Source organism: Microbacterium sp. STF-2, from assembly GCF_034650155.1.
Lineage (GTDB): Bacteria > Actinomycetota > Actinomycetes > Actinomycetales > Microbacteriaceae > Microbacterium > Microbacterium maritypicum_A.
The window spans coordinates 1,334,200-1,358,169 of record NZ_JARKMW010000001.1 but is presented as its reverse complement, the minus strand read 5'-3'; the positions used below and the strand labels follow the sequence as shown (position 1 = coordinate 1,358,169).

At 69.4% G+C, this 23,970-nt stretch carries 18 protein-coding genes; 11 read left to right on the top strand and 7 right to left on the bottom strand.

Features of this window, described 5'->3' with window-relative positions; genetic code table 11:
- The first annotated feature begins 1 nt into the window (after position 1).
- From MicroSTF_RS06400 to MicroSTF_RS06365, 8 genes are all read left to right on the top strand, one after another.
- Positions 2-1,651 (top strand): ABC transporter substrate-binding protein, encoded by a 1,650-nt coding sequence (locus MicroSTF_RS06400; protein WP_021199909.1) that lies wholly within the window; start codon positions 2-4, stop codon positions 1,649-1,651.
- On the top strand, positions 1,648-2,628 hold the full coding sequence (locus tag MicroSTF_RS06395) for an ABC transporter permease (protein WP_021199908.1): 981 nt from the start codon (positions 1,648-1,650) through the stop codon (positions 2,626-2,628). Before MicroSTF_RS06400 ends, MicroSTF_RS06395 begins: the two co-directional genes overlap by 4 nt.
- Positions 2,625-3,539: an ABC transporter permease gene (locus MicroSTF_RS06390; RefSeq protein WP_021199907.1), complete on the top strand. Its 915-nt coding sequence runs from the start codon at positions 2,625-2,627 to the stop codon at positions 3,537-3,539. Before MicroSTF_RS06395 ends, MicroSTF_RS06390 begins: the two co-directional genes overlap by 4 nt.
- Positions 3,536-5,263, top strand: coding sequence for an ABC transporter ATP-binding protein (locus MicroSTF_RS06385; RefSeq protein WP_315071288.1), 1,728 nt, complete (start codon positions 3,536-3,538; stop codon positions 5,261-5,263). Before MicroSTF_RS06390 ends, MicroSTF_RS06385 begins: the two co-directional genes overlap by 4 nt.
- A 37-nt stretch (positions 5,264-5,300) precedes the next feature.
- Positions 5,301-6,470, top strand: a complete 1,170-nt coding sequence (locus MicroSTF_RS06380; RefSeq protein ID WP_021199905.1) for a glycoside hydrolase family 1 protein — start codon at positions 5,301-5,303, stop codon at positions 6,468-6,470.
- 63 nt (positions 6,471-6,533) lie between these two features.
- Positions 6,534-8,090, top strand: a complete 1,557-nt coding sequence (locus MicroSTF_RS06375; protein ID WP_416338465.1) for a molybdopterin-dependent oxidoreductase — start codon at positions 6,534-6,536, stop codon at positions 8,088-8,090.
- Between the two features lie 39 nt (positions 8,091-8,129).
- Positions 8,130-9,722: a methionine--tRNA ligase gene (gene metG, locus MicroSTF_RS06370; protein WP_322954309.1), complete on the top strand. Its 1,593-nt coding sequence runs from the start codon at positions 8,130-8,132 to the stop codon at positions 9,720-9,722.
- A gap of 30 nt (positions 9,723-9,752) precedes the next feature.
- On the top strand, positions 9,753-10,631 hold the full coding sequence (locus tag MicroSTF_RS06365) for a TatD family hydrolase (protein ID WP_322954307.1): 879 nt from the start codon (positions 9,753-9,755) through the stop codon (positions 10,629-10,631).
- Here the strand turns inward: MicroSTF_RS06365 and MicroSTF_RS06360 are convergent.
- On the bottom strand, positions 10,610-11,878 hold the full coding sequence (locus MicroSTF_RS06360; RefSeq protein ID WP_136024226.1) for an MFS transporter: 1,269 nt from the start codon (positions 11,876-11,878) through the stop codon (positions 10,610-10,612). The genes MicroSTF_RS06365 and MicroSTF_RS06360 overlap by 22 nt on opposite strands.
- A gap of 90 nt (positions 11,879-11,968) precedes the next feature.
- Between MicroSTF_RS06360 and rsmA the strand changes: the two genes are divergently transcribed.
- Genes rsmA through MicroSTF_RS06345 form a run of 3 tightly spaced genes read left to right on the top strand, consistent with a single transcriptional unit; the run spans position 11,969 to position 14,879 of the window.
- The gene (gene rsmA / locus MicroSTF_RS06355) at positions 11,969-12,862 is read left to right on the top strand and encodes a 16S rRNA (adenine(1518)-N(6)/adenine(1519)-N(6))-dimethyltransferase RsmA (RefSeq protein WP_021199900.1); all 894 of its coding nucleotides are present in this window, start codon (positions 11,969-11,971) and stop codon (positions 12,860-12,862) included.
- Between the two features lie 9 nt (positions 12,863-12,871).
- Positions 12,872-13,939: an L-glyceraldehyde 3-phosphate reductase gene (gene mgrA, locus MicroSTF_RS06350; protein WP_029259616.1), complete on the top strand. Its 1,068-nt coding sequence runs from the start codon at positions 12,872-12,874 to the stop codon at positions 13,937-13,939.
- Positions 13,940-13,946: 7 nt separating this feature from the next.
- Positions 13,947-14,879: a 4-(cytidine 5'-diphospho)-2-C-methyl-D-erythritol kinase gene (locus MicroSTF_RS06345; RefSeq protein WP_021199898.1), complete on the top strand. Its 933-nt coding sequence runs from the start codon at positions 13,947-13,949 to the stop codon at positions 14,877-14,879.
- Positions 14,880-14,891: 12 nt separating this feature from the next.
- On the opposite strand, the gene MicroSTF_RS06340 is transcribed toward MicroSTF_RS06345, so the two are convergent.
- From MicroSTF_RS06340 to MicroSTF_RS06315, 6 genes are all read right to left on the bottom strand, one after another.
- A complete protein-coding gene (locus tag MicroSTF_RS06340) occupies positions 14,892-15,353 on the bottom strand; it encodes an Lrp/AsnC family transcriptional regulator (RefSeq protein ID WP_322956353.1) in 462 nt (153 codons plus the stop codon).
- 317 nt (positions 15,354-15,670) lie between these two features.
- Positions 15,671-17,341 carry a helix-turn-helix domain-containing protein gene (locus tag MicroSTF_RS06335; protein ID WP_029259618.1) on the bottom strand — a complete coding sequence of 557 codons (1,671 nt, stop codon included), beginning with the start codon at positions 17,339-17,341 and terminating at the stop codon, positions 15,671-15,673.
- A 124-nt stretch (positions 17,342-17,465) separates the two neighbouring features.
- The gene (menC, locus tag MicroSTF_RS06330; protein ID WP_322954302.1) at positions 17,466-18,572 is read right to left on the bottom strand and encodes an o-succinylbenzoate synthase; all 1,107 of its coding nucleotides are present in this window, start codon (positions 18,570-18,572) and stop codon (positions 17,466-17,468) included.
- Positions 18,569-19,480: a GNAT family N-acetyltransferase gene (locus tag MicroSTF_RS06325; protein ID WP_322954300.1), complete on the bottom strand. Its 912-nt coding sequence runs from the start codon at positions 19,478-19,480 to the stop codon at positions 18,569-18,571. The genes menC and MicroSTF_RS06325 overlap by 4 nt, the downstream gene beginning before the upstream one ends.
- Entirely contained in the window at positions 19,477-20,628 is a 1,152-nt protein-coding gene (locus MicroSTF_RS06320) for a M20 family metallopeptidase (RefSeq protein WP_322954298.1), read from the bottom strand. Before MicroSTF_RS06320 ends, MicroSTF_RS06325 begins: the two co-directional genes overlap by 4 nt.
- Positions 20,628-23,960 (bottom strand): serine hydrolase, encoded by a 3,333-nt coding sequence (locus MicroSTF_RS06315; RefSeq protein WP_322954296.1) that lies wholly within the window; start codon positions 23,958-23,960, stop codon positions 20,628-20,630. The genes MicroSTF_RS06320 and MicroSTF_RS06315 overlap by 1 nt, the downstream gene beginning before the upstream one ends.
- Positions 23,961-23,970 lie beyond the last annotated feature (10 nt).

The window sequence follows — 23,970 nt, the reverse complement described above, 5'->3', positions numbered from 1 at the left end:
CATGATGCAGCGCTGGCGCCGAGCGACGATCGTGGGCCTCGCGGCCGTGGCGGTCGCCCTCAGCGGCTGCAGCATCCAGATCACATCCCAACCCGATCCGTCGATCGGCGCCGACACGATGCTGATCAATGCCGACAAGGGCAACCCGTTCTTCACGAAGAACTTCAACCCGTACCTCACCAACACGCGCACCGCGTCGCGGTGGATCTACGAGCCGCTGATCCTGATCAATCCGCTCGACGGCACGCAGAACCCGTGGCTCGCCTCCGAATGGAGTCAGCCCGACGCGCGCACGATCGTCATGACGATCCGCGACGACGTGAAGTGGAGCGACGGCGAAGACCTGACACCCGAGGACGTGGCCTTCACGTTCCAGCTGCTCAAGGACAACCCGTCGCTCGACATCAAGGGCGCATGGCAGCACCTCGACAGCGTCGAGACCGAGGGCAGCGACGTGATCCTGCACCTCAAGACCGAGGACGCGCCATCGCTGGCGATCCTCGGTCAGACCATGATCGTGCCCGAGCACCTCTGGTCCGACGTGAAGGACCCCGGCACGTATCGCAACGAGGATCCGGTCGGAACCGGGCCGTTCGTGCTCGGCAACTACAACGACCAGCAGTACTCGATGGACAAGAACCCCGACTACTGGCAGGCCGACTCGATCGAGATCGAGCACATCATCCTTCCCGCCACGAACTCGCAGCTCGACACCGTCACCCGCGGTTACGACTGGGCCTACTCCTTCATCTCCGACGTCGAGGGCACCTGGGGCGCGGCGAGCGAGCACAACGCGTGGTGGTTCCCGCCCGGCGGCGTGATCGCGTTGATGCCGAACCTCGAGGTCGCGCCCTTCGACGACGTGAACGTGCGACGCGGCATCGCGCTCTCCCTCGATCGTGAGGAGATCGCAGAGACCGCCTCCGAGGGATACATGAAGCCGGCGGGTCAGACGGGTCTCATCCTTCCGAACCAGGAGCAGTACCTGGATCCGAGCATCCCCGATCAGGGCATGATCACGCAGGACGAGGATGCCGCTCTCGCCGCCTTCGCCGACGCGGGCTACACCCTCGACGGCGACCGTCTCGTCGACGCGAACGGCGAGCAGCTCGAGTTCGCGCTGACCACGGCGAACGGGTATTCCGACTGGACCAGGGCGGCGCAGACCGTGCGCAGCCAGCTCGCCGACGTCGGCGTGAAGGTCACCCTCAAGCTTCCGCAGCCCGCGGGATATCAGAGCGCGATCAGCAACGGCGACTTCGAGATGGCGATCGGCGGCATGGGCAACGGCGACGTGTACCAGGCCTACAACAACCTGCTCTCCAGCGAGTTCTACGTGCCGTCGGGAAAGCCGACCGCGAACAACTTCGAGCGCTACAAGTCGGACAAGGTCGACGCACTGCTCGCCGAGTATCGCGAGACCGTCGACGCCGCCCGCCAGGCCGAGATCGTGAAGGAGCTGCAGGGCGTCGTCTACGACGAGATGCCTGTGATCGGCCTCTACTACGGCGGCATCTGGGGCCTGTTCAGCGACGCCAAGTTCACCGGCTGGCCGAGTGAGGAAGACCCGTACATGATCCCGCAGAACTACGACTCCGCGCCGCTGGGCATCTTCACCCGGCTCGAGCGCGTGAAGGAGGACGACAAGTGAAGTACGTGCTCCAGAAGTTCGGCCTGTTCGTGCTCACCCTGTGGGCCGCGGTCACCCTGAACTTCTTCCTCCCGCGCATGATGCCCGGTTCCCCGGCGGATGCCGCCATCGCCAAGCTGTCCCAGAACGGGCCGGTGTCGGACGCCACGCGCGCCGCCATCGAGGCGCAGTTGGGTGTTCCGACCGGATCGCTGTGGGACCAGTACATCGCCTATCTCGGCCAGGTCGTCCGGCTCGACTTCGGCGTCTCGTACACGTTCTATCCGCAGTCGGTGTCGAGCATGGTGTCCACGGCGCTGCCGTACACGATCGGGCTCGTCGGCATCGTCACGATCCTCGCGTTCGTGATCGGCACGCTCATCGGCGTCGCCGCCGCCTGGCGTCGCGGCACCTGGCTCGACACGCTCCCGACGCTGACCGGTTCGTTCCTCAGCACGTTCCCGTACTTCTGGACCGCGCTGCTGCTGCTGTTCTTCTTCGGCTACGTGCTGCACTGGTTCCCGACCACCGGCGCCTATTCGGCGACCACGACACCCGGGTTCACCTGGGAGTTCCTCGGAGACCTGCTCAGCCACGCGTTCCTGCCGGCCCTGACGATCCTGCTCACCTCCCTGGGCGGATGGATCATCGGCATGCGCAACGCCATGATCAACACGCTCGGCGAGGACTACATCACGTTCGGCGAGGCGAACGGGCTGCACGGCCGCACGATCGCCCTCCGCTACGCCGCGCGCAACGCGATCCTGCCGAACCTCACCGGCTTCGGGCTCACGCTCGGCGGTGTGGTCGGCGGATCGATCCTGGTGGAACAGGTGTTCGGGTATCCGGGCATCGGCTATCTGCTCTTCAACGCCGTGATCGGGCAGGACTACCCGCTCATGCAGGCGCTCTTCCTGATGATCACCGTGAGCGTGCTCATCGCCAACTTCCTCGTTGACATCCTGTACGGGGTACTCGACCCAAGGACCCGCCGATGACTTCCACCATGAACGTCAAGATCCCCGCCGAGCGCATCGCTGCGCCCAGCCCATGGCGCGCCTTCGGGCGCATGGTCGCCACCCTCTGGAGCAATGGCAAGGCACGGCTCGGGTTGTGCATCCTCGCCTTCTTCGTGCTCGTGGCGGTGTTCGCCCCCGTCCTCGCCCCCTACGGCGCGAAGGACAACACCTTCGAGCGCAACGCCGATGCGTCGTGGGCGCACTGGCTCGGCACGACGGCCGCGGGGGAGGACGTGCTCAGCCAGCTCATCTACGGCGCACAGGTCAGCCTGCTCGTCGGCTTCGCCGCCGGCATCCTGTCGACCATCGTGGCGGTGCTCATCGGTCTCAGCTGGGGCTACATGCGCGGTTTCGCCGGCGAGGTGGTCGGCTTCATCGTCAACCTCTTCCTGGTGATCCCCGGACTCCCGCTCATGATCGTGATCGCCGCGTACCTGCAGAACGGCGGCATCCTGATGATCATCGCGGTCATCGTGGTGACCGGCTGGGCCTGGGGCGCCCGTGTGCTCCGCAGCCAGACGCAGTCGCTGCGCGGCAACGACTTTGTCACCTCGGCGCAGTTCTCGGGTGACAGCAGGACGCGCATCATCTTCCGCGAGATCCTGCCCAACATGACGTCGATCATCGCCGGCACGCTCTTCGGGGCGGCGACGGCCGCGATCCTGGCGGAGGCGGGCCTGGAGTTCCTCGGCCTCGGCGACTCCAGCATCGTCAGCTGGGGCACCATGCTCTACTGGGCGCAGAACTCCAACTCCCTGCTCACCGGACAGTGGCTGCTGCTGTTCGCCCCCGGTCTGTGCATCGCACTGCTGGCGCTGAGCCTGACACTGATCAACTTCGGCGTGGACGGCATCTCCAATCCGCGCCTGCGAGAGGGGAAGGGTCGATGACCGCCATGGCACCCGCGACCACCACCACGGAGAACGACATCCTGCTCGAGGTGCAGGGGCTGTCCGTCGAATACGCGTCGCCGGGCACGAAGCCCGTCACCGCGGTCGAGAACGTGTCGTTCTCGCTCCGCCGCGGCGAGTTCGTCGGTCTGGTCGGCGAGTCGGGGTCGGGCAAGTCGACCCTCGGCTTCGCCCTCACGCGACTGCAGAAGCCCCCGGCGCGCATCAGCGCTGGGCGCATCCTCTTCGGCGGGCGCGACATCCGCGAGCTGGATGCCGAGGAGCTGCGTCGTCAGCGTCAGGGCGGATTCGCCATGGTGCTGCAGTCGGGCATGAACGCCCTCAACCCCGTGCGCACGATCGGCAACCACTTCCGCGACATCTTCGCGGCGCACGGACACGTGCCCAAGGACGCCCGCGATGCGCGTGCCCGTGAGCTCATCGGCAAGGTTGGCCTCGACGCGTCGGTGCTCGCTCGTTACCCGGGTGAGCTCTCCGGCGGTATGCGCCAGCGTGCCTCGATCGCGCTCGCACTGTCTCTCGAACCACAGCTGATGGTGTTCGACGAGCCCACCACGGCGCTCGACGTGCTCGTGCAGCACGCGGTGATGGACACGATCAAGGAGCTGCAGCGGGCCGAGCACTTCACCGCCATCCTCATCAGTCACGACCTCGGCATCGTGCTCGAGGCGACGGACCGGGTGATGGTGATGCACGAAGGGCACATCGTCGAAGACGCGAGGAGCATCGACATCCTCGAGCGCCCGCAGGACGAGTACACCCGGATGCTCCTCAGCCACTACGCGGACCCCCGCGCGGAGAAGATCGAGATCCCCGGCTTCCTCGACGCCGGTACCCGCCGTCGTGAAGGACGTGCGCGGACCGACGTCACCGAGACGCTGCCGACCGTGTCGTCGCGCGACACCCGTCGTGCGGATGCGGCGATCGTGGTGGAGGGCGTCTCGAAGCACTACCCGGCCCCTCGACGTGGGCAGGACGCCGTGACCGCGGTCGACGACGTGTCGTTTCGTCTCGAACCGGGGGAGGCCCTGGCACTCGTGGGCGCCTCGGGCTCGGGCAAGTCGACCATCGCCAAGATGCTGACGGGGGTCGAGAAGCCGACCTCCGGTACGGTGCACTTCGGCGATGTCGACGTCGCGACGCTCAAACGCCGTGGACTGCGCGACCTGCGCAAGGACGTGCAGATGGTGTTCCAGGATCCGTATGCGGCGCTCAACCCGCTGCACACGGTCGAGTACGCCCTCACCCGTCCGGTCATGAACTACACGACGCTGAGGGGGCCCGAGGCGAGGGCGCGAGTGCTCGAACTGCTCGAGACGGTGGGCCTCACGCCCGTCGAGCAGTTCGCCGCCAAGCTGCCGCACCAGCTCTCCGGCGGGCAGCGGCAGCGCGTCGTGATCGCCAGGGCGCTCGCGAGTGACCCGCAGGTGCTGATCGCCGACGAGCCCGTGTCGATGCTCGACGTATCCCTGCGCGCCGGAGTGCTGGCGCTGCTGGAGGATCTGCGCGAGAGATGGGGCATCAGCATGCTCTACATCACGCACGACCTGCTGAGCGCGCGCCTGGTGACCCAGAACATCCTGGTGCTCAACGGCGGTCGGGTGGTCGAACGCGGCGAGACCGCGGAGGTGCTGCAGCATCCGGAGGATCCGTACACGATCCAGTTGCTCGACGCCGTGCCCAACCCCGCGCGCCTGCGCTGACCGTCACGACTTCAACACAAGAGAGAGGAGAGCACTCGTGCTCGCATTCCCCGACGGCTTCCTGTGGGGTGCCGCGACAGCGGCCCACCAGGTGGAGGGCAACAACACCACGAGCAACTGGTGGGCGATGGAACACGCGCCCGGCTCGCCCATGGTGGAGCCCTCCGGTGACGCCGCCGACCACTTCCACCGCTACCCGGAGGACATGCGGCTGCTCGCCGCCGCCGGGCTGAACTCCTACCGGTTCTCGGTGGAGTGGGCGCGGATCGAGCCCGAGCGCGGCTTCGTCTCCCGGGCGATGCTCGACCACTACCGTCGCATGATCGACACCGCCCGCGAGAACGGGCTCGACCCCACGGTCACGCTCATGCACTTCACGGTGCCGCAGTGGTTCCAGAAGGACGGCTTCTGGCGTGCCGACGACGCGGTGGATCTGTTCGCCCGCTACGTCGAGACCGTGCTGCCGATCCTCGACGGCATCGACTACGTGTGCACGATCAACGAGCCGAACATCGCGGCGATGCTGGCCGGGGGAGAGGACGCGGCGAACCTCGTCGCCTACGGCCTCCCGAACCCCGACCTCGCCGTCGCCGACACGCTGCTCGAGGCGCACCACCGCGCATCGGAGATCCTGCATTCGGTGCCCGGTGTCAAGGCCGGATGGACCATCGCCACGCAGGCGTTCCACTCCACGGGAGAGCCGGGAGCCGACGAGATGCTCGCCGCGTACGGCGACCCCCGCGACCACTGGTACCTCGACCAGTCGGCCGGCGACGACTTCGTCGGCGTGCAGGCCTACACCCGCACCTTCATCGGTCCCGAGGGCCCGCGCCCGGTGGCGGACGATGTGGAGACCACGCTGACCGGCTGGGAGTTCTTCCCCGAGGCGCTCGAGATGGGAGTGCGCAGCGCCTGGGAGCGCAGCGGGGGAGTGCCCGTGCTCGTGACCGAGAACGGCATCGCGACCGCTGACGACACGCGGCGCATCGCCTACACGCAGGGTGCGCTCGAAGGACTGCACCGCGCCATCTCCGACGGCATCGACGTGCGCGCCTACCAGCACTGGAGCGCCCTCGACAACTACGAATGGGCCAGTGGCTTCCGGCCCACGTTCGGCCTGATCGGCTTCGACCACGAGACGTTCGAGCGCTCGCCGAAGCCGTCGCTCGCCTGGCTCGGAGAGGTCGCGCGCCGCAACGGCCTCTGAGAGGCGCCGCCGACCCCGCCGCGGATGCGCCCCCGGCATCCGCGGCGGGGTTACCCTCGGGTCATGACGAACGCGATGCACGCGACGCGGGGGGAAGAGACGCGGCGGGACGCCCTCCGGGCAGCCGCCGCCGGCCTGAGCGCGTCGTTCCTCGCCGTCGGCCTGGCGGAGCTCGTCGCCGCGGTGGTGGAGCCGAGCGCGAGCCCGTTCGCCGTGATCGGGAGCGGGCTCATCGATCTCGCACCGAGCTGGGCGAAGGACACCGCCATCGCGCTGTTCGGCACCGGGGACAAGGCGGCCCTGATCACGGGGATCGCCGTCGTGCTCGTCGTCGTCGCCGCCGTCGCCGGGATCCTGGAGCGCAGACGATCCGGTCTCGGGGCGGTGATCCTGGGAGCCCTCGGCGTTCTCGCCGTCGTCGCGGCGATGATCCGACCCGGCGCGGGACCCTTCGCCTGGCTCCCCGGTCTCATCGCCGGGTTCGTGGCGGTGATCACTCTGCGTCTCCTCGTGGCACGCCTGCGACCGGTCGCGGGCCTGCAGCCCGACGACGAGGACCGGAGACGGTTCCTGCTGTGGACCGTCGGGGTCGCCGCGGCCGGTGCCGTGGCTCTCATCGTCGGGAACGTCGCGCGCGGCGCGAGCCGTTCGATCGAAGCCGTCCGCGAGGCTCTGCGGCTGCCGACCGCGGCACGCGCAGCAGCCGCGGTTCCTGCCGGCGCGGAGCTGGGGATCCGCGGTCTGGCTCCCGTCGTGACGCCGAACGCGGAGTTCTACCGGATCGACACCGCGCTCATCGTGCCGCAGGTCGACCCGGCCGACTGGTCGTTGCGCATCCACGGGATGGTCGACCGCGAGATCGAGATCACCTGGGACGAGCTGCTGGCCATGCCGATGCAGGAGTCCGACGTGACGCTCGCCTGCGTGTCGAACGAGGTCGGGGGATCACTGATCGGCAACGCCCGCTGGCTGGGTCTTCCGGTGCGGGAGCTGCTCGCGCGCGCGGGTGTGGATCCCGACGCCGACATGGTGCTCTCGACCTCGGCCGACGGCTTCACGGCATCGACCCCGATCGAGGCGCTCACGGATGACCGCGACGCTCTGCTCGCGATCGGCATGAACGGAGAGCCGCTGCCGATCGAGCACGGATTCCCGGTGCGGATGGTGGTGCCGGGTCTCTACGGCTATGTGTCGGCCACGAAGTGGGTCACACAGCTGGAGGTGACGCGGTTCGACCGTGCCACGGCCTACTGGACGACGCGAGGGTGGTCGGATCGCGGGCCCATCAAGCTGCAGTCCCGCATCGACGTCCCGCGCCGTGGGCAGTCGGTCCCGGCGGGGGCCGCGGTGATCGCCGGGATGGCCTGGCAGCAGCACGTCGGCATCGCCGGGGTGGAGGTGCGCATCGACGACGGCCCGTGGCGCGCCGCCGAGCTCGCGACCGCGATCTCCGCCGACACATGGGTGCAGTGGAGTCTCGACTGGACCGCCGAGAGCGGTGCGCACACCATCGAATGCCGGGCGCTGAGCGCCGACGGCGAGACGCAGACCTCGGATCCGGCTGCCCCGGCACCCGACGGCGCGCAGGGATGGCACCGCATCGACGTCTCCGTCGGCTGAGCGCGTAACCACCCGCGGCATCGCACCTAGAATTGCTCCATGCCCGCAGGCGAATCCTTCTACATCACCACGCCCATCTACTACCCGTCCGACGTGCCTCACATCGGTCACGGGTACACGACGGTGGCCGTCGACACGCTCGCACGGTGGCACCGCCAGGCGGGGGATGACACCTGGATGCTCACGGGCACCGACGAGCACGGTCAGAAGATGCTGCGCGCGGCGGCGGCGAACAACGTCACCCCGCAGGAATGGGTCGACAAGCTCGTCAGCGAGAGCTGGTTCCCGCTGCTGACGACTCTCGACGTCGCCAACGACGACTTCATCCGCACGACGCAGGAGCGGCACGAGACGAACGTGCAGACGTTCTTCCAACGCCTGTACGACCGCGGGTACATCTACGCGGGCGAGTACGAGGCGCTCTACTGTGTGGGCTGCGAGGAGTTCAAGCCCGAGTCGGAGATCGTCGACGGCACCGGTCCTTTCGAGGGACTCAAGGTCTGCGCGATCCACTCCAAGCCTCTCGAACTGCTGCAGGAGAAGAACTACTTCTTCAAGCTCAGCGAGTTCCAGGACCGCCTGCTCGAGCTCTACAAGACCCAGCCCGATTTCGTGCGCCCCGACTCCGCGCGCAACGAGGTTGTCTCCTTCGTGAGCCAGGGTCTGAAGGACCTGTCGATCTCGCGTTCGACCTTCGACTGGGGCATCCCGCTGCCCTGGGACGAATCGCATGTCATCTACGTGTGGGTCGACGCCCTGCTGAACTACGCCACGGGCGTGGGCTACGGCTCCGATGAGGAGACCTTCGAGCGGCGCTGGCCCGCCTACCATGTGGTCGGCAAGGACATCCTGCGCTTCCACGCGGTGATCTGGCCCGCGCTGCTGATGGCGGCCGGCCTCGACGTGCCGAAGGGCGTGTTCGCGCACGGCTGGCTGCTCGTGGGCGGCGAGAAGATGTCGAAGTCGAAGCTCACCGGCATCGCGCCGACCGAGATCACCGACGTCTTCGGTTCCGACGCATACCGCTTCTACTTCCTCTCGGCGATCGCGTTCGGTCAGGACGGATCCTTCTCGTGGGAAGACCTGTCGGCCCGCTACCAGGCCGAGCTCGCGAACGGCTTCGGCAACCTCGCCTCGCGCACCACCGCGATGATCGAGAAGTACTTCGAGGGCGTCGTGCCGCCCGCGGCCGAGTACACCGAGAAGGACCTCGCGATCCAGAAGATCGTGGCGGATGCGGCGACGAATGCGGATGCGTCCATCGCGCAGTTCCGCATCGATGAGGCGATCTCGGCGATCTGGACGATCGTCGATGCGCTCAACGGCTACATCACCGCGAACGAGCCGTGGGCACTGGCCAAGCAGGCGAACAGCGGAGACGAGGGCCAGCGCGCGCGCCTCGGCACCGTGCTGTACACCTGCGCCGAGGGGCTGCGCGCGCTCGCGGTGCTGCTGTCGCCGGTGATGCCGGAATCGACCGAGAAGCTCTGGGTCGCCCTCGGCGCCGCCGAGACCCTGGGTCGCCTGCAGGACCAGCCGATCCGCGAGGCGGGCGCCTGGGGCGTGCTGCGCCCCGGTACCAGTGTCAACGGCCTCTCGCCGCTGTTCCCGCGGGTGGAGTCAGCGGGCTGAGCCGCGGCCCGGAACACAGAGCGCGAAGAGATGGCCGAGACCTACGTGCGTGAGCGTTCGGGGGACGGACGCAAGGATCTGAAGTATCCGTCCGCCCCCGAACCGCTGACGGTTCCGGTGTACGACAACCATGCGCACCTGGAGATCGTCGACGGTGATCAGCCGCTGTCGCTGACCGAGCAGCTCGACCGGGCGGCGGCCGTGGGCATCGCCGGGGTCGTGCAGGCTTCGGGCGACATCGAGTCGTCGCGGTGGGCGGTCGAGGCCGCGGCATCCGACCCTCGTGTGCTGGCCGCCGTCGCGATCCACCCGAACGATGCGCCGACGTACGCAGAGGAGGGACATCTGGATGAGGCGATCGCGGTGATCGACGAGCTCGCCGCGCACCCGCGCACCCGGGCGATCGGCGAGACGGGGCTGGACTTCTTCCGCACGGAGCCCGAACGGCTGGCGCCGCAGTTCGAGTCGTTCGAGGCGCACATCGCGCTCGCGAAGAAGCACGGCATCGCGATGCAGATCCACGACCGCGACGCACACGACGCGGTGCTGGAGACGCTCGCCCGCCTCGGTGCCCCGGAGCGCACGGTGTTCCACTGCTTCTCGGGCGACGACGCGATGGCGCGCATCTGCGCCGACGCCGGGTACCACCTGTCGTTCGCCGGCAACGTCACGTTCAAGAACGCCCAGAATCTGCGCGATGCGTTGAAGGTCACCCCGCTCGATCGCCTCCTGGTCGAGACGGATGCGCCGTTCCTCACCCCGGTGCCGCTGCGCGGACGCCCGAACGCGCCCTACCTGGTGCCGATCACGGTGCGCTTCATGGCCGCAGAGCTCGGTCTCGACGTGGATGAGCTGTGCGCCCAGCTCGCCGAGAACACGCTGCGGGTCTACGGCTCCTTCGACTCCTGAGGCTCGTTCGCCGACCGACTCGCGGGTTCCGCGTCGTCGGGCGCGGTGTCGGCGATGGGCTTCGCCGACACGATCTGCGAGATGGGCTTCCACACCAGCAGCAGGGTGAGGGCTGCGCCGACGAACGCGAACCACCACGGTGCGGTGAGCCCCCACACCTGGGCGATCACGCCGCCGAGCGCCTGCCCGACGACCATGCCGCCGAACACTCCGACCATGTTCACCGACGCCACCCGTCCCTGGAGCTCGGCGGGGACCAGTCGCTGTCGGACGGTCGTGGAGATCGTGCCCCACACGAACGCGTAGGCGCCGAAGAAGAACATGATGACCAGGGCGACCCACCCGGTGGTGGTGAGTGCGAAAGACAGGTGCATGAGCACCTCGAGCGAGAGCACGACGCGCATCAGCGTCGCGAAGGAGACATGCCGCTCCAGCCACCCGAAGCTGAGGGTCGCGAGGATGCCACCCGCCGCGGACGCGGTCGTGAGGGCACCGTAGCCGACCGCGCCCATGTGCAGGTGCTCGGTGGCGTACAGCACGAGGACGCCCCAGGGTGCCGCCCAGGTGATGTTGAAGACCAGGATGATGAGCACCAGCATCCGCACCGGCGGGTTGCGCCACAGCCACCGCAGGCCTTCGGCGATGTCGGTGTGCACGGGCGGGTGGGTGTCGGTCTCCCGGGGCGGGACGGGCGTCTTCGCCATGCGCGAGATGAGCACCACGGCGAAGCTCACGCACACGACCTCGAGCAGGAAGGGCCACGCCGTGCCGGCCGCGAACAGGAATGCTCCCAGCGGGGGACCGGCGAACTGGTTCGCGACCAGGTATCCGGCCTGCAGGCGCGCGTTGCCGACGCCGAGGTCTGCGGGTTTCACGAGCATGGGCAGCAGCGTGCTTCCCGCCGTGTCGACGAAGACCTCGGCGGTGCCGTAGAGGAACGCGACCGCGAGCACGATCCAGATGTTCGCGATCCCGGTGAGGAGGAACACGCAGAGAGCTGCGAGTACGAGGGCTCTGGCGGCGTTGGCGAACATGACCAGGCGACGACGGTCGAAGCGGTCGGCGATCGCGCCGGCGTGCAGGCCGAAGAGCAGCCAGGGGAGGAACTGCAGGATCGCGCCGGCCGCCACCAGGATCGGCGACGAGGTCATCGACGCGATGAGCAGCGGAGCGGCCGCGAGCGCGACGCCGTCGCCGACGTTGCTCGTCCACGACGACGCGAGCAGCCAGCGGAAGTCTCGGCCCATGCGGCGGGGCGCGACGAGTTCACCGAGAGAAGGCACCAGAGAAGACTACTGACGGCGGGGGACATCGAAGGAGTGGGGGAGAATGGGGGGATGACCGTCACCCTGCTCGGCGCCACCGAGATCCGCCGCCTCGCCGCCGAGCTCGACGTCACCCCGACGAAGAAGCTCGGCCAGAACTTCGTCACCGATGCGAACACCGTCCGCAAGATCGTGCAGGCGGCCCGCGTGCAGCCGCACGAGCGTGTGGTCGAGGTCGGACCGGGGCTCGGCTCCCTGACGCTCGCGATCCTCGAGACCGGCGCCTCCGTCACAGCCGTCGAGATCGATCACCGACTGGCCGCCCGCCTCGCGCAGACCGCGGCCGAGCACGGCGTCGAGGCCGATCGGCTCACGGTCGTCGATGCGGATGCGCTGCGCATCACCGCGCTGCCGGGGGAGCCCACCGTGCTGGTGGCCAACCTGCCCTACAACGTCTCGGTGCCGGTGCTGCTGCACTTCCTCGAGAACTTCGCCTACCTCCAGCGCGGCGTCGTGATGGTCCAGGCCGAGGTCGCCGAGCGCCTGGCCGCGAAGCCCGGCTCGAAGATCTACGGCTCGCCCAGCGTCAAGGCCGCCTGGTACGGGGAGTGGAAGCTGTCCGGAAACGTCTCCCGCCAGGTGTTCTGGCCGGTGCCGAACGTCGACAGCCTGCTGGTCGGCTTCGACCGCTCCGAGGGCGAGCGCGGCACCGAGGAGGAGCGTCGCCGCACGTTCCAGATCGTGGACGCGGCGTTCAACCAGCGCCGCAAGATGCTCCGCCAGGCCCTCTCCGGGATCTTCGGCAGCTCGGCCGCGGCGTCGGAGGTGCTGATCGCCGCCGGCGTCGCCCCGACCGCACGCGGAGAAGACCTCACGGTCGAGGACTACCAGCGCATCGCGCAGCATGCCCCGGCGGCGGACGCCGCTGCGGAGATCGTCACCGACGACGTCGCTCCCACCCAGTAATCTGGCACCGTGACCGACTCCCCCCGCTTCCGCCCCGATGTCCCCGAGCTGCACCGTCCGTATGCGGCGGACGAGAACCGCTACCAGCAGTTCGCCTACCGCCAGGTCGGCACGTCCGGCCTCTACCTGCCCCCGATCTCGCTCGGGCTGTGGTGGAACTTCGGCGACAACATCCCGCTCGACAACCAGCGCGCACTGCTGCGCCACGCGTTCGACCGCGGCATCACGCACTTCGATCTGGCGAACAACTACGGCCCGCCCTACGGCTCGGCCGAGAAGAACTTCGGGCGCATCTTCGCCGAAGACCTCCGCCCGTACCGCGACGAGCTGATCATCTCGTCGAAGGCCGGGTGGGACATGTGGCCCGGCCCCTACGGCGACTTCGCGAGCCGCAAGTACATCCTCGCCAGTGCAGAGCAGTCCTTGACCCGCATGGGTCTCGACTACGTCGACATCTTCTACTCGCACCGCGTCGACCCGGTCACCCCGATCGCCGAGACGGTCGGCGCGCTCGACACGCTCGTGCGTCAGGGCAAGGCCCTGTACGTCGGGATCTCGTCCTACAGCGCCGAGCGCACGGCCGAGGCCGTCGCGGTCGCGAAGGACCTCGGCACGCCGCTGGTCATCCATCAGCCCGCGTATTCGATCCTCAACCGCTGGGTCGAGGACGGCCTGACCGCCACCCTCGAGCAGTCGGGCCTGGGGGCGATCGCCTTCACGCCGCTGGCGCAGGGGCTGCTCACCGACAAGTACCTCGGCGACGGTACGGCCGAGCGCGCGCAGAAGCGCGGCTCGCTGCCGGAGGGGCGGCTCACCGACGACGCGGTGCAGACGCTGCGTTCACTCAACGAGGTCGCGCAGGGACGCGGCCAGTCGCTCGCGCAGCTCGCCCTGCAGTGGACGCTGCGCACCCCCGTCGTGGCCTCCGCACTGATCGGCGCTTCCCGTCCCGAACAGCTGGACGAGAACATCGCGGCGGTGAACGGACCCGCCTTCACGACGGAGGAGCTCGCCCGCATCGACGAGCTCGCCGGCGCCATCGACGTCAACCTGTGGGCGAAGTCCTCGGAGCTGTGACCCGATCATGAGCCATGCCGCGTTCACCGATTCCGTGCACGTGCGCGCCCCGGGGAAGATCAACGTCTTTCTCGGGGTCGGCGGGCGGCATGACGACGGCTACCACGCGCTGGCGACGGTGTTCCAGGCGGTCTCCCTCTACGAAGACGTGATCGCGCGCCCGGCCGACGACTTCTCGGTCACGGTCTCGGGTGTGGAAGACATCGGCTCGGTTCCTCTCGACGACCGCAACCTCGCGATGCGTGCGGCCAAGCTGCTCGCCGCGGCCGTGGATCATCGCGGCGGAGTCGCCCTGGAGATCCGCAAGAGTGTGCCCGTCGCGGGGGGCATGGGGGGAGGATCTGCGGATGCTGCGGCCGCCCTGGTCGCCTGCGATGCGCTGTGGGGCACCGGGCTGTCGCAGACGCGCCTGCACGACCTCGCCGCGCGTCTCGGCGCGGATGTGCCCTTCGCGCTGCACGGCGGCACGGCGGTCGGCACCGGTCGCGGCGATCAGCTCAACCCGGCACTCGCGCGCGGACGCTTCGACTGGATCCTGGTGCCCAGCGAGCAGGGGCTCTCGACGCCCGTGGTCTACGAGCGCCTCGACCTGCTGCGCGAGGAGGAGGGGGCTCTCGCCGACGATCCGCCGCTGTCGCTCGACGTGCCCATCCCGGTGCTGCAGGCGCTCCGGTCGGGCGACCCGGTGAGGCTCGCCGAGACGCTGTTCAACGATCTGCAGGCTGCGGCCCTCTACGAGCGACCCGACCTCGCTGACACGATCCGTCAGGGGGTCGCTGCCGGCGCGTTGCAGGGCATCGTCTCCGGTTCCGGACCCACCGTGGCACTGCTGTGCCCCGATCCCGAGACCGCACAGGACGTGCAGTCCTCGCTGCGGGAGGGAGGGCTCGACCCCCTGCATGTGCACGGTCCCGTTCCGGGCGCGCGCATCATCGGCTGACGGGCGAGACGCTCACTCCGCCTGCAGCAGTGCGCTCACCCGGTAGGGGATGACCTCGCGCAGGAACAGGCTCGTCGAGGTGCGGAGGATGCCGGGGCACAGCCGCACCACCTCGGCGACGCGGTAGAGGTCGTCCGGGTCCCGGGCGACGACGCGCAGCAGCAGGTCGGTGTCACCGGCCGGCGCGAAGCACTCCAGCACCTCGGGAACACGGCTGAGCGCCTCGATCGCGGCGGTGATCTTGTGCTGGTCGAGCTCGACGAGGATCGAGGCGGCGACGCCGCGGCCCAGTGCCTGCGGGAGGATGCGCGAGCTGTGCGCACGCAGATAGCCACCCGACTCGAGACGGTCGAGACGTGCGTGCACGGTGCCGCGTGCGAGGCCGAGGTCCTGGGCGATCAGGGCCACCGGGCGCCGTGGGTCGGTGTCGAGCACCGTGTGGATCCGTCGGTCGGTCTCGTCGAGGTTGGCCATTTCGATCACCGTCACCTTCTTCGGGTCGTGTGGACTGATCGGATCGATCAATCGAAACTCACTCTATGGTCTGAATGCCCTATACGTGTTGAAATGAGTGTCAGATACGCAGGATGTCGGCCACGAGCGGGCATCACGCGCACTCGACGGAGAGGCCACGAGCCGCCCCTGCCGGGTGTCGACGGCGACGGGCCACGAGCCTCTGCCGGCCCCGTCCCCGGGAGGGGCGGGGCAGGCGCTGTCCCTGAGGTGGCGCTGTCCGCTGATGCGGCCCTGTCCCTGAGGTGGCGCTGTCCCCTGATGGTGCGAGGGGTGCGTCAGTCGCGGGGAACGAGCAGACGCAGCTGCACCATGGCCGAGAACCGGGCTTCCGGATCGGTCAGATCGAGTCCGCTGATCTCCGACAGTCGGCGCAGCCGATACCGGAAGGTGTTCGGGTGCGTGTAGACCCGGGCCGCGGCCACCGCGACATCGCCGAAGGCATCGAGCCAGGCCCGCAGCGTCTCGACCAGGTGCGTGCCCTTCTCCCGATCCTGGGCGAGGAGCTGGGCGACGGGGCCGGTGGGCTGGTCACCCCGTGCACGCACGAGGTCGCCGAGCTCGACCAGCAGTGCCTCCATCTGCACAGCGGTGAAGCGTGCCACCGGTTCATGCGACGGGGCCTGTCGGACCACGCGGAGGGCGCGGTCGGCGTTCGCGCGGGATGAGGGGATGCCGGTGGTCTCGTCCGCCACGGTACCGACGCCGATGCGGATCTCGCTGGTCGCTCCGAGCCGACCGAGGAAGTCGGTGGCCACACGCGCAGCGCGGTTGTCAGCGTCGCTGCGCTCGGCTCCGGATTCGGCATCGCCCTGCTCCGGGCGGGTGCCGACCACGGCGTACACGACATCGCCGATCACGGCGACGGCGGAACGGAGGTAGACCGCGCCCAGGTGCACGGCGAAGGCGTCGGCGATGTGCTGTCTCTCCGCGACGCCCCGGGCGCCGGCCGATGGTTCGTCGTCGGCCTCTTCCGCGGCGGACAGCGCGAGGACCACGCATCGGTGGTCGTTCAGCCGCAGCCGCGCCGTGGCATCCGCCGCCCCCGGACCCCCTTCGAGGATGGTGGCGAGCAGGTCGGCGCGCAGCCGGCGCTCGACATCGGCACCGGCCCGCAGGCGCAGCATGTGCAGGGCCACCAAGCCGGCGGAGTCCTTCAGCGCACGCACACGGTCGGGGGAGAGCGGTTCCTGCACCGCGGCCCAGATCGATCCGAGGATCTCGTCGCCCGCGCGTACCGCCAGCGCCACGCGGGGGAAGGACGGAAGGCCCTCGGTGTTGAGCACCGGACCGACGTCGATCGGATCCTCGCTGCGATACAGCTCCTGGAAGACCCCGCGCTCTTCGAGCTGGCGTGCGAACCGCTCGGGGACCTGTCGTCCGAGAACCGTCTCGATGCGTGCCGGATCGGCTTCGTGCTGGCGCCCCGAGAACGCGACGACCCGGGAGTTGCGGTCCTCGATCGTGACCGGTGCGTTCAACAGGGTGGCGATCGCGTTGGCGAGGGCGAAGAGATCGCCGGAAGGCATCCCGCCGAGCGTGGTGGCTCCCTGATCGCCGACGTCGCCCTCGGCGATGAGCGAGCGCAGCATCGCGGCCAACTGTGCCCACGACGCCCCGCGGGTGAGGGCGAGGACAGGGATGCCGGTGGCCTCGGACGCATCGCGCACCGGCTGCTCGGCGCGCACCGGGGCGCGTAGCACGAGGGCGGAGGCGTGCTGGGCGGCGAGGGTCTGCAGCAGTGCGGCGATCTCCTCGGGGTCGCTCAGCCCGACGCCGAGGACGAGGGCACCGCGCATCGGCATGGCGTCGTCGAGGACGTCGTGGATGACGACCGTCTCGATCTCGGCGTCGTCGTCGGCCGCACCGCTCACGACCTCGAGCAGGGTGTTGCCGAGGTCTTCGATGACCCGGCCGAGGCTGGCGCGGGGCCTGGTCGTCACGGACATGAGCACAGGGCCCAGGGTAGGGAGAGACCGCCGGTCGCGGAGCTGTGGGGCACGACGAAATCGTATCGACTCTTGGTCGATCTCGACAGGATCGTCGTGCCCCGCTCGGGCGGTCATCCTGTGCTCAGACGGCGATCCACTCGGTGCGGACCGTCACGGCGTCCAGAGCAGCCTGATCCGGGGTGACCCCGATCCCCGGGCCCGTCGGAACCGTGAGCGTGCCGTCTTCGACGACGAACGGCTCGGTGATGTCGCGGGAGTAGTAGCGGCCCGAACCCGAGGTGTCGCCGGGGAGCGTGAAGCCGGGCAGAGCCGCGAGAGCGACGTTCGCCGCACGGCCGATCCCGGTCTCGAGCATCCCGCCGCACCACACCGGGATGTCGTTGGCCACGCACACGTCGTGGATGCGACGCGCTTCGAGGTATCCGCCGACGCGGCCGGGCTTGATGTTCACGATCGAGCACGCGCCGAGGGCGATCGCATCCGCCGCCGCGCGGGCCGACACGATCGACTCGTCGAGGCACACCGGAGTCGTGATGGCCCGGGCGAGCTGCGCGTGGCCGAGCAGATCCTCCTCGTCGAGGGGCTGTTCGATCAGGAGCAGGTCGAACGGGTCGAGCTTGGCAAGATGCCGGGCGTCGCCGCGGTGGTATGCGGTGTTCGCGTCGACCTGCAGCAGCACGTCGTCGCCGAAGCGCTCCCGCACCGCGCGCACGGGGTCGATGTCCCATCCCGGTTCGATCTTCAGCTTGATGCGCACGTACCCCTCGTCGAGGTATCCGCCGACGGCGTCGAGCAACTCGGGAATGGAGTCCATGATGCCGACCGAGACACCGCAGTCGACCCGGTCGCGCACGGCACCGAGCTCGCGGGAGAGCGGCACTCCGGCCGCGCGCAGCTGCGCATCGAGGATCGCCAGCTCGACCGCGGCCTTCGACATGCGGTGCCCCTTGAACTTCGCCAGCGTCGGCGCGACGCCACCCGCGTCCAGATCCTTCACCTGCGCGAGCGCCGGAAGCAGGAATCGCGTGATCACATCCACGCTCGCCTCCACGTACTCGGAGGAGTACAACGGGTCGTTCATCGCGACCCCCTCGCCCCAGCCCTCCGCCTCGTCGGTGACCGCGCGGACCAGCAGCGCCTCGCGCACGGTCTGCACCCCGAACGATGTCCGGAACGGCGACACCAGGGGCATCTCGATCACGCGCAGCTCGAATCCGGTGAGCTTCATCCCTGTTCTCCTCTGTCGATGGTGTAGGCGCCGGAGCGGTCGAACGCGAGCACGCGCCCTCCACCTTCCAGCGATGATCCGAGCGTCTCCCGCAGCGCCAGACGCCACGCGGTCGCGCGGGCGGGTTCGGTCAGACGCAGGGTCTCGATGTCGCGCGGCAACGCCACGCGCACCAGGCGCGCGTCGGTGCGATGACGGAGCGGCCCGAGGTCCTCGCCCACGCTGAGCAGGGGCTCGACGTGCGCGGATCCGTCGGCGAATCCGTCGGTCAATCCCTCGGCGGGTCGGTCGGCGGAGCCGGTGGGATCGCCGTGGCAGGCGGCCACGACCCGGGGGTCGCGCACATACCAGGTCACCAGCATCCGATCGGTGTCGTCCGCGCCGTTGAGGGCGTCGGCCATGTGTCCGTAGAAATTGCGGTGATACGACGTCGGGCTCGCCGCGAGCTTCACGAGGTTGAAATGCGCGTTCCGGCTGATGAGCGGATCGAACGTCCAGGAGATCTCGTCCAGCCCCTCGTCGAGCGCCCACGCCCGCTGATGCACCTTGAGGGCGAAGCCGACGCTGCGGCCCCGCATGCGCGAAGAGACACCGGCGATGTGGCTGTGCAGGGCGCGCTGGCCGGGGGCGGCGAAGAACCCGAAGCACGCTCCCACCAGCTCGTCGTGCTCGAAGGCGCCGCCCACGTAGCTGCCGGCCTTCGACAGCGCCCGCAGGGTCTCGACGTTGACGGGAGAGGCCTCGCCCTGCTTCGTCCAGATGCTCTGGAACAGCTCGGCGACCCGGGCGAAGTCGTCCACCTCCGAAAGCAGGCGGATATCCACTCCCGCTCTCCTGGCTGCGGCGCTCGCGGCATCGGCCGCCTCCTCCGGCGAAGCGCGGAACGCGGCGGCATCCGTCATGCTCATGCCCTTCCTCCGGCCCGTGCATCCCGATCGAGCGGTGTCTCCCGCTCGGCCAGGACGGTGGCGATCAGCTCCTGCAGCAGCAGGGTGCGTTCGGGGATCATCTCGATCACCACGTGCTCGTCATCGGCGTGCGCGCCACCGCCGACGGCACCGAGGCCGTCGAGCGTCGGCACGCCGAGCGCTGCGGTGAAGTTGCCGTCCGAGGCCCCGCCGACCGCGACGCCCTGGAACGGAGTGAGTCCGGTGCGCGCGGCGATCGCGACCGCCTGCGCGAACAGGTGCGCCGACGACTCCGGCTCCAGCGGACGTCGGTTCGCACCGCCCTCGATACGGACGGACGCACCCGGAATCGTCGGAGGGAGGTCGCGGAGCGCCGCATCCACCCTGTCCTGCTCCGCCACTGTGCGCACCCGTACGTCGACCGCGAACTCCGCCGCGGCCGGCACCGTGTTCGTGGTGCTGCCGGCGCGCACGAGCGTAGGGGTCACACTGGTCCCCGCCGCGCGGTCGCCCAGGTCGGCGATCGCGAGCAGCAGATGCGCGGCCTCGACGGCGGCGTTCACCCCGCGCTCCGGTTCCAGCCCGGCGTGAGCCGCCCGGCCGGTGACGTGCACCCGGTAGAGCGAGACGCCCTTGCGCGCGATCTTCACGGCGCCGCCCTCGGCCGCGGCCTCCAGCACGAGGGCCGCGGCACAGCCGAGCGCCTCCTGCTCGATCAGTGCGCGTGAGCTCGGCGAACCGAGTTCCTCGTCACCCGTGATCAGGATGCTGACGCCGGTGCGGTCGGGCAGCGCCGCCACGGCGTGCAATGCCATCACCACGCCGGTCTTCATGTCGAAGCATCCCGGCCCCCGCAGCACGCCGTCGTCGAGGCGGAACGGAAGTCTCCGCAGCGAGCCGAGCGGCCAGACCGTGTCGTGATGACCGAGGACCAGCACCGCCGGTTCGCCGAACCGCCACCGCAGATGCGTGCGCCCTTCGATCACGATGCGCTCGGGGGCCACGCCCAGCAGCCGCTCGCCGAGGGATGCGACGACATCGGCGCTGCGGGAGACGGCGTCGAGGTCGTCGGAGGGGGACTCGCAGGAGACGAGGGTCTCGATGTCGGCCAGGACCCGGTCGAGGTCCACGTCCGCCTGCACGCTCATCACGACACCTTCGGCGCCGCGCGGACGCCGTGGTGCAGGTAGCGCTCGCCGGTGGGCAGGGAGTAGAAGACCACGGCATGCCACCCCTGCTCGCCCGCCGGCCGCATCACGAACTCGCCGTGACGCACCGGGACCAGCGGGTGCTCCTGCACCGGGTCGGGGAGCAGCGCGGCGAGGGGGCCGTTGAGCGTGGTGCGCATGCGGAGACCTTCGTCGCCGCGGAAGATCTCGGTGCGGACCCCGGAGCGGTCGTAGATGCCCTCGAACTCGGAGAAGTCGTCGGCGAACGGCTCCTCCGGAGGGGTGAGGCCCGCCGGCACGTGCACATCCGCGAGCTCGGAGAAGATCTCGTCGAACAGCTCGGCATACAGGTCATGCGTGTTGCCGCCGTTGGTGAGCATCGTCACCGCGAGCTGCTCGTCCGGCAGGATGCGCAGGAACGCGGCTTGGCCGATGGTGTTCCCGTCGTGTCCGTAGAGTCGGCGCCCGTCCCAGTCGAACAGGATCCACCCCACGCCCCAGGCATCGCCGAGCGAGTACGGATCGGGCATGTCGACCTCCCGCTGCTGCATCCGTCGCACGCTCTCCTCCGACAGCACCCGCGTGCCGTCGGCGGCGAGTCCTCCCGTGAGGTGCATGCGCGCGAACGCGAGCACGTCGGCGGTCGTGGAGTTCACCAGTCCCGCGGGTCCCATCGCGCGGGGGAGCATCCACGCCGGGGCGAGCACGGGACCGTCGTCGCCGGTCTCGGTGTGGCCGCTGGCGGCACGGAACATGATGGCCTCTTCGGGGAGCGTGCAGGAGTGCGTGAGACCGAGGGGCGTCATCAACAGGTCGCGCATCGCCTGGTCCCAGCTGGTACCCGTGATCTTCTCGATCACCCGACCGGCCAGCACGAATCCGGAGTTGCAGTACGACATCGTGGCACCGAGCGGGTGGTTCTGCGCGATGCCGTCGAGCAGCGCGACGTACTTCTCCAGGGTGTCGTCTCCGCGGCCGGTATCGGTGAACACGTCGCCGTCGATCCCGCTCGTGTGGTTGAGCAGGTGACGCATCGTCACGGTGCGGGTGACCTCGGGATCCGACGAGGCGAACTCCGGGACGTACTCCACGATCGGGGTGTCGAGGTCGAGCCTGCCCTCGTCGACGAGCTTCATCACCACCGAGGTGGTCCACACCTTGCTCATCGAGCCGATCTGGAACACCGAGTCGTCGGTGGTCTCGATCCCCGTGCGCACGTTGAGTATGCCGTGGTGCGCATACACGGGCTCTTCCCCGAGACGGAGGATGCCGAGGGTCGCCCCGGGAACCTTGTGCGCCTCGGCCAGGGCGCTCAGTCGCTGCTGCCAATGCCGGGCGTCGAGTCGTGCGCGCACCGGCTTCCCCGCTGGCGGGGCGTACTGCTCCACCCAATCGATCACCCGCTGCGAGAAGTCGGCGCGGTGCGACGGCGGCCCGGAGAGCACGAAGAGGTGCGAGCCACCGGGGTAGAGCACGAGACGGGTCGGCACCCCGCGCTCGCGCAGCGCCGTGAACCACTGCTCCGCCTGACCCACCGGGCAGCGGTCGTCGGCTGCGCCGTGCAGGATCAGCGTCGGCGTCTTCACCTGATCGACCCGCGTGAACGGCGACTGCGCGGAGATGCGCTCCTCGTCGCGCCACGGCAGACCGCCGTTCTCCTTGGAGGAGAGGTAGTGGCCGAAGTCCGACGTGCCGCCCATCGAGAACAGGTCGGTGACGACGCCACCGGCGACAGCGGCGGCGAAGCGGTCATCGCGCGAGGTGAGGAAGCACGTCATGAAGCCGCCGTAGCTGTAGCCCGTGACGGCGAGGCGCGCCGGATCCGCGACGCCTTCCGCCACGAGAGCGTCGATCGGCTCCAGGAAGTCGTTCGCGTCGTTGACTCCCCAGCCGCCGGATACCGCCGAGAAGAACGCGTCGCCGTAGCCGTCGCTTCCTCGGGGGTTGAGGGTCAGGACCGCCCAGCCGCGTCGCGTGAGCACCTGGTGATAAGGGTGGGCGATGTCCGCTGCCCCGTTCCAGGCGTTGTGCGGCCCGCCGTGGATGTCGAGCAGGAGCGGGAGCGGGCCAGCGGCGTCGGGGTCGCGGCGCAGCCAGCCGGTGACGACCGTACCGTCGGAGATCGTGAAGCGGCGCTCCTCCGCGGGCACGAGCTCGAACTCGGGAGTGCCGTAGTCGGTGAGGGTGCGCGCCGTGCCGTCGGAGAGGTCCAGGAGCGCGACATCGCCGAACGACTCCGGTGTGGCGAGCACGATCGCGGCGGACGATCCTGCGACCGACAGCCCCGAGACGTTCGCGGTGCCGTTCACGAGAGGCGCGGCACCGGAGCCGTCCTGCGCGACCCGGTACACGTGCGAGTAGCCGTTGTCGCGAAGGCAGAACACGATGTCGCCGTCCTCCGTGAACTGCGGCATGCCGCCGGGGTAGCCCGGACCACCGGGCATCACGTTGCGGTCGAGGCCGGCGGTGAGGTTCCGCGGGTCTCCGCCGTCGACGGGGAACAGCAGCAGGTCCGCGTTGCCGACCTCGGTGTCGGTGCGTCCGGCCGCGAGCACGTGGCGACCGTCGGGGGTCCAGCCCACCGCCGTCGCCTGCACGTCGGCGGCGCTGACCTGCACCGGGGGGCTGTTCGGGTCGGTGGATGAGCACACGAGCACGGGGATCCGCATCGTCAGGTCCGCATCGTCCTCGACGCTCGCGGAGTAGGCGATGCGGGTGCCGTCCGGCGACCAGAAGGGCTCGGAGGCGTGCGAGCGTCCACGCGTGAGCACGGTGATCTTCCCGGAGGCGACGTCGAGCACGTGCAGCTGCTGCACGAGCGTGCCGAGGGTTCCGGCGCCATCCGCCTTGTAGCCGAGACGGTCGGTGCCGGTGGGAGCCGAACGACGGGCCAGGATGGTGTCCTTGCCCTCTCCGGGGAGGGCCGCGCTGTCGACCGGGGCGGTGAAGGCGATGCGTGCACCATCCGGACTCCAGGCCGCGGCGCCGGCGCCGAGAGGGAGAGCGGTCAGGCTGCGGGCCTCGCCGCCGCCTGCAGGGAGGAGCCAGATCTGCGCGGGGCCGTCCTGCGCGCGCAGGAACGCCAGCTGCGAGCCGTCCGGGCTCCATACCGGCGTCGAGTCCGCCGTCGCGTAGGTCAGCGCGGAGGGGGTTCCGCCCGCGGCCGGAACCTGCCACAGCGCCCGTGCGTCGCGGTCGCCGTCGCGGTCGGTGGTCCGCAGCACGAAGGCGATGCGGGTGCCGTCCGGAGACAGCGCGGGCTGCTCGGGCGTGCGGACGGAGAGCAGGTCGTCGACGGTGACGCGGTTCATGAGAGCTCCA

Excerpts from the sequence above, each read along its gene's own strand:
- MicroSTF_RS06400 (WP_021199909.1), top strand. The coding sequence starts at position 2 with ATGATGCAGCGCTGGCGCCGAGCGACGATCGTGGGCCTCGCGGCCGTG.
- MicroSTF_RS06390 (WP_021199907.1), top strand. The coding sequence starts at position 2,625 with ATGACTTCCACCATGAACGTCAAGATCCCCGCCGAGCGCATCGCTGCG.
- MicroSTF_RS06385 (WP_315071288.1), top strand. The coding sequence starts at position 3,536 with ATGACCGCCATGGCACCCGCGACCACCACCACGGAGAACGACATCCTG.
- MicroSTF_RS06375 (WP_416338465.1), top strand. The coding sequence starts at position 6,534 with ATGACGAACGCGATGCACGCGACGCGGGGGGAAGAGACGCGGCGGGAC.
- metG (WP_322954309.1), top strand. The coding sequence starts at position 8,130 with ATGCCCGCAGGCGAATCCTTCTACATCACCACGCCCATCTACTACCCG.
- MicroSTF_RS06365 (WP_322954307.1), top strand. The coding sequence starts at position 9,753 with ATGGCCGAGACCTACGTGCGTGAGCGTTCGGGGGACGGACGCAAGGAT.
- MicroSTF_RS06360 (WP_136024226.1), bottom strand. The coding sequence starts at position 11,878 with ATGGGCCGAGACTTCCGCTGGCTGCTCGCGTCGTCGTGGACGAGCAAC.
- rsmA (WP_021199900.1), top strand. The coding sequence starts at position 11,969 with ATGACCGTCACCCTGCTCGGCGCCACCGAGATCCGCCGCCTCGCCGCC.
- MicroSTF_RS06345 (WP_021199898.1), top strand. The coding sequence starts at position 13,947 with ATGAGCCATGCCGCGTTCACCGATTCCGTGCACGTGCGCGCCCCGGGG.
- MicroSTF_RS06340 (WP_322956353.1), bottom strand. The coding sequence starts at position 15,353 with ATGGCCAACCTCGACGAGACCGACCGACGGATCCACACGGTGCTCGAC.
- MicroSTF_RS06335 (WP_029259618.1), bottom strand. The coding sequence starts at position 17,341 with ATGTCCGTGACGACCAGGCCCCGCGCCAGCCTCGGCCGGGTCATCGAA.
- menC (WP_322954302.1), bottom strand. The coding sequence starts at position 18,572 with ATGAAGCTCACCGGATTCGAGCTGCGCGTGATCGAGATGCCCCTGGTG.
- MicroSTF_RS06325 (WP_322954300.1), bottom strand. The coding sequence starts at position 19,480 with ATGAGCATGACGGATGCCGCCGCGTTCCGCGCTTCGCCGGAGGAGGCG.
- MicroSTF_RS06320 (WP_322954298.1), bottom strand. The coding sequence starts at position 20,628 with ATGAGCGTGCAGGCGGACGTGGACCTCGACCGGGTCCTGGCCGACATC.
- MicroSTF_RS06315 (WP_322954296.1), bottom strand. The coding sequence starts at position 23,960 with ATGAACCGCGTCACCGTCGACGACCTGCTCTCCGTCCGCACGCCCGAG.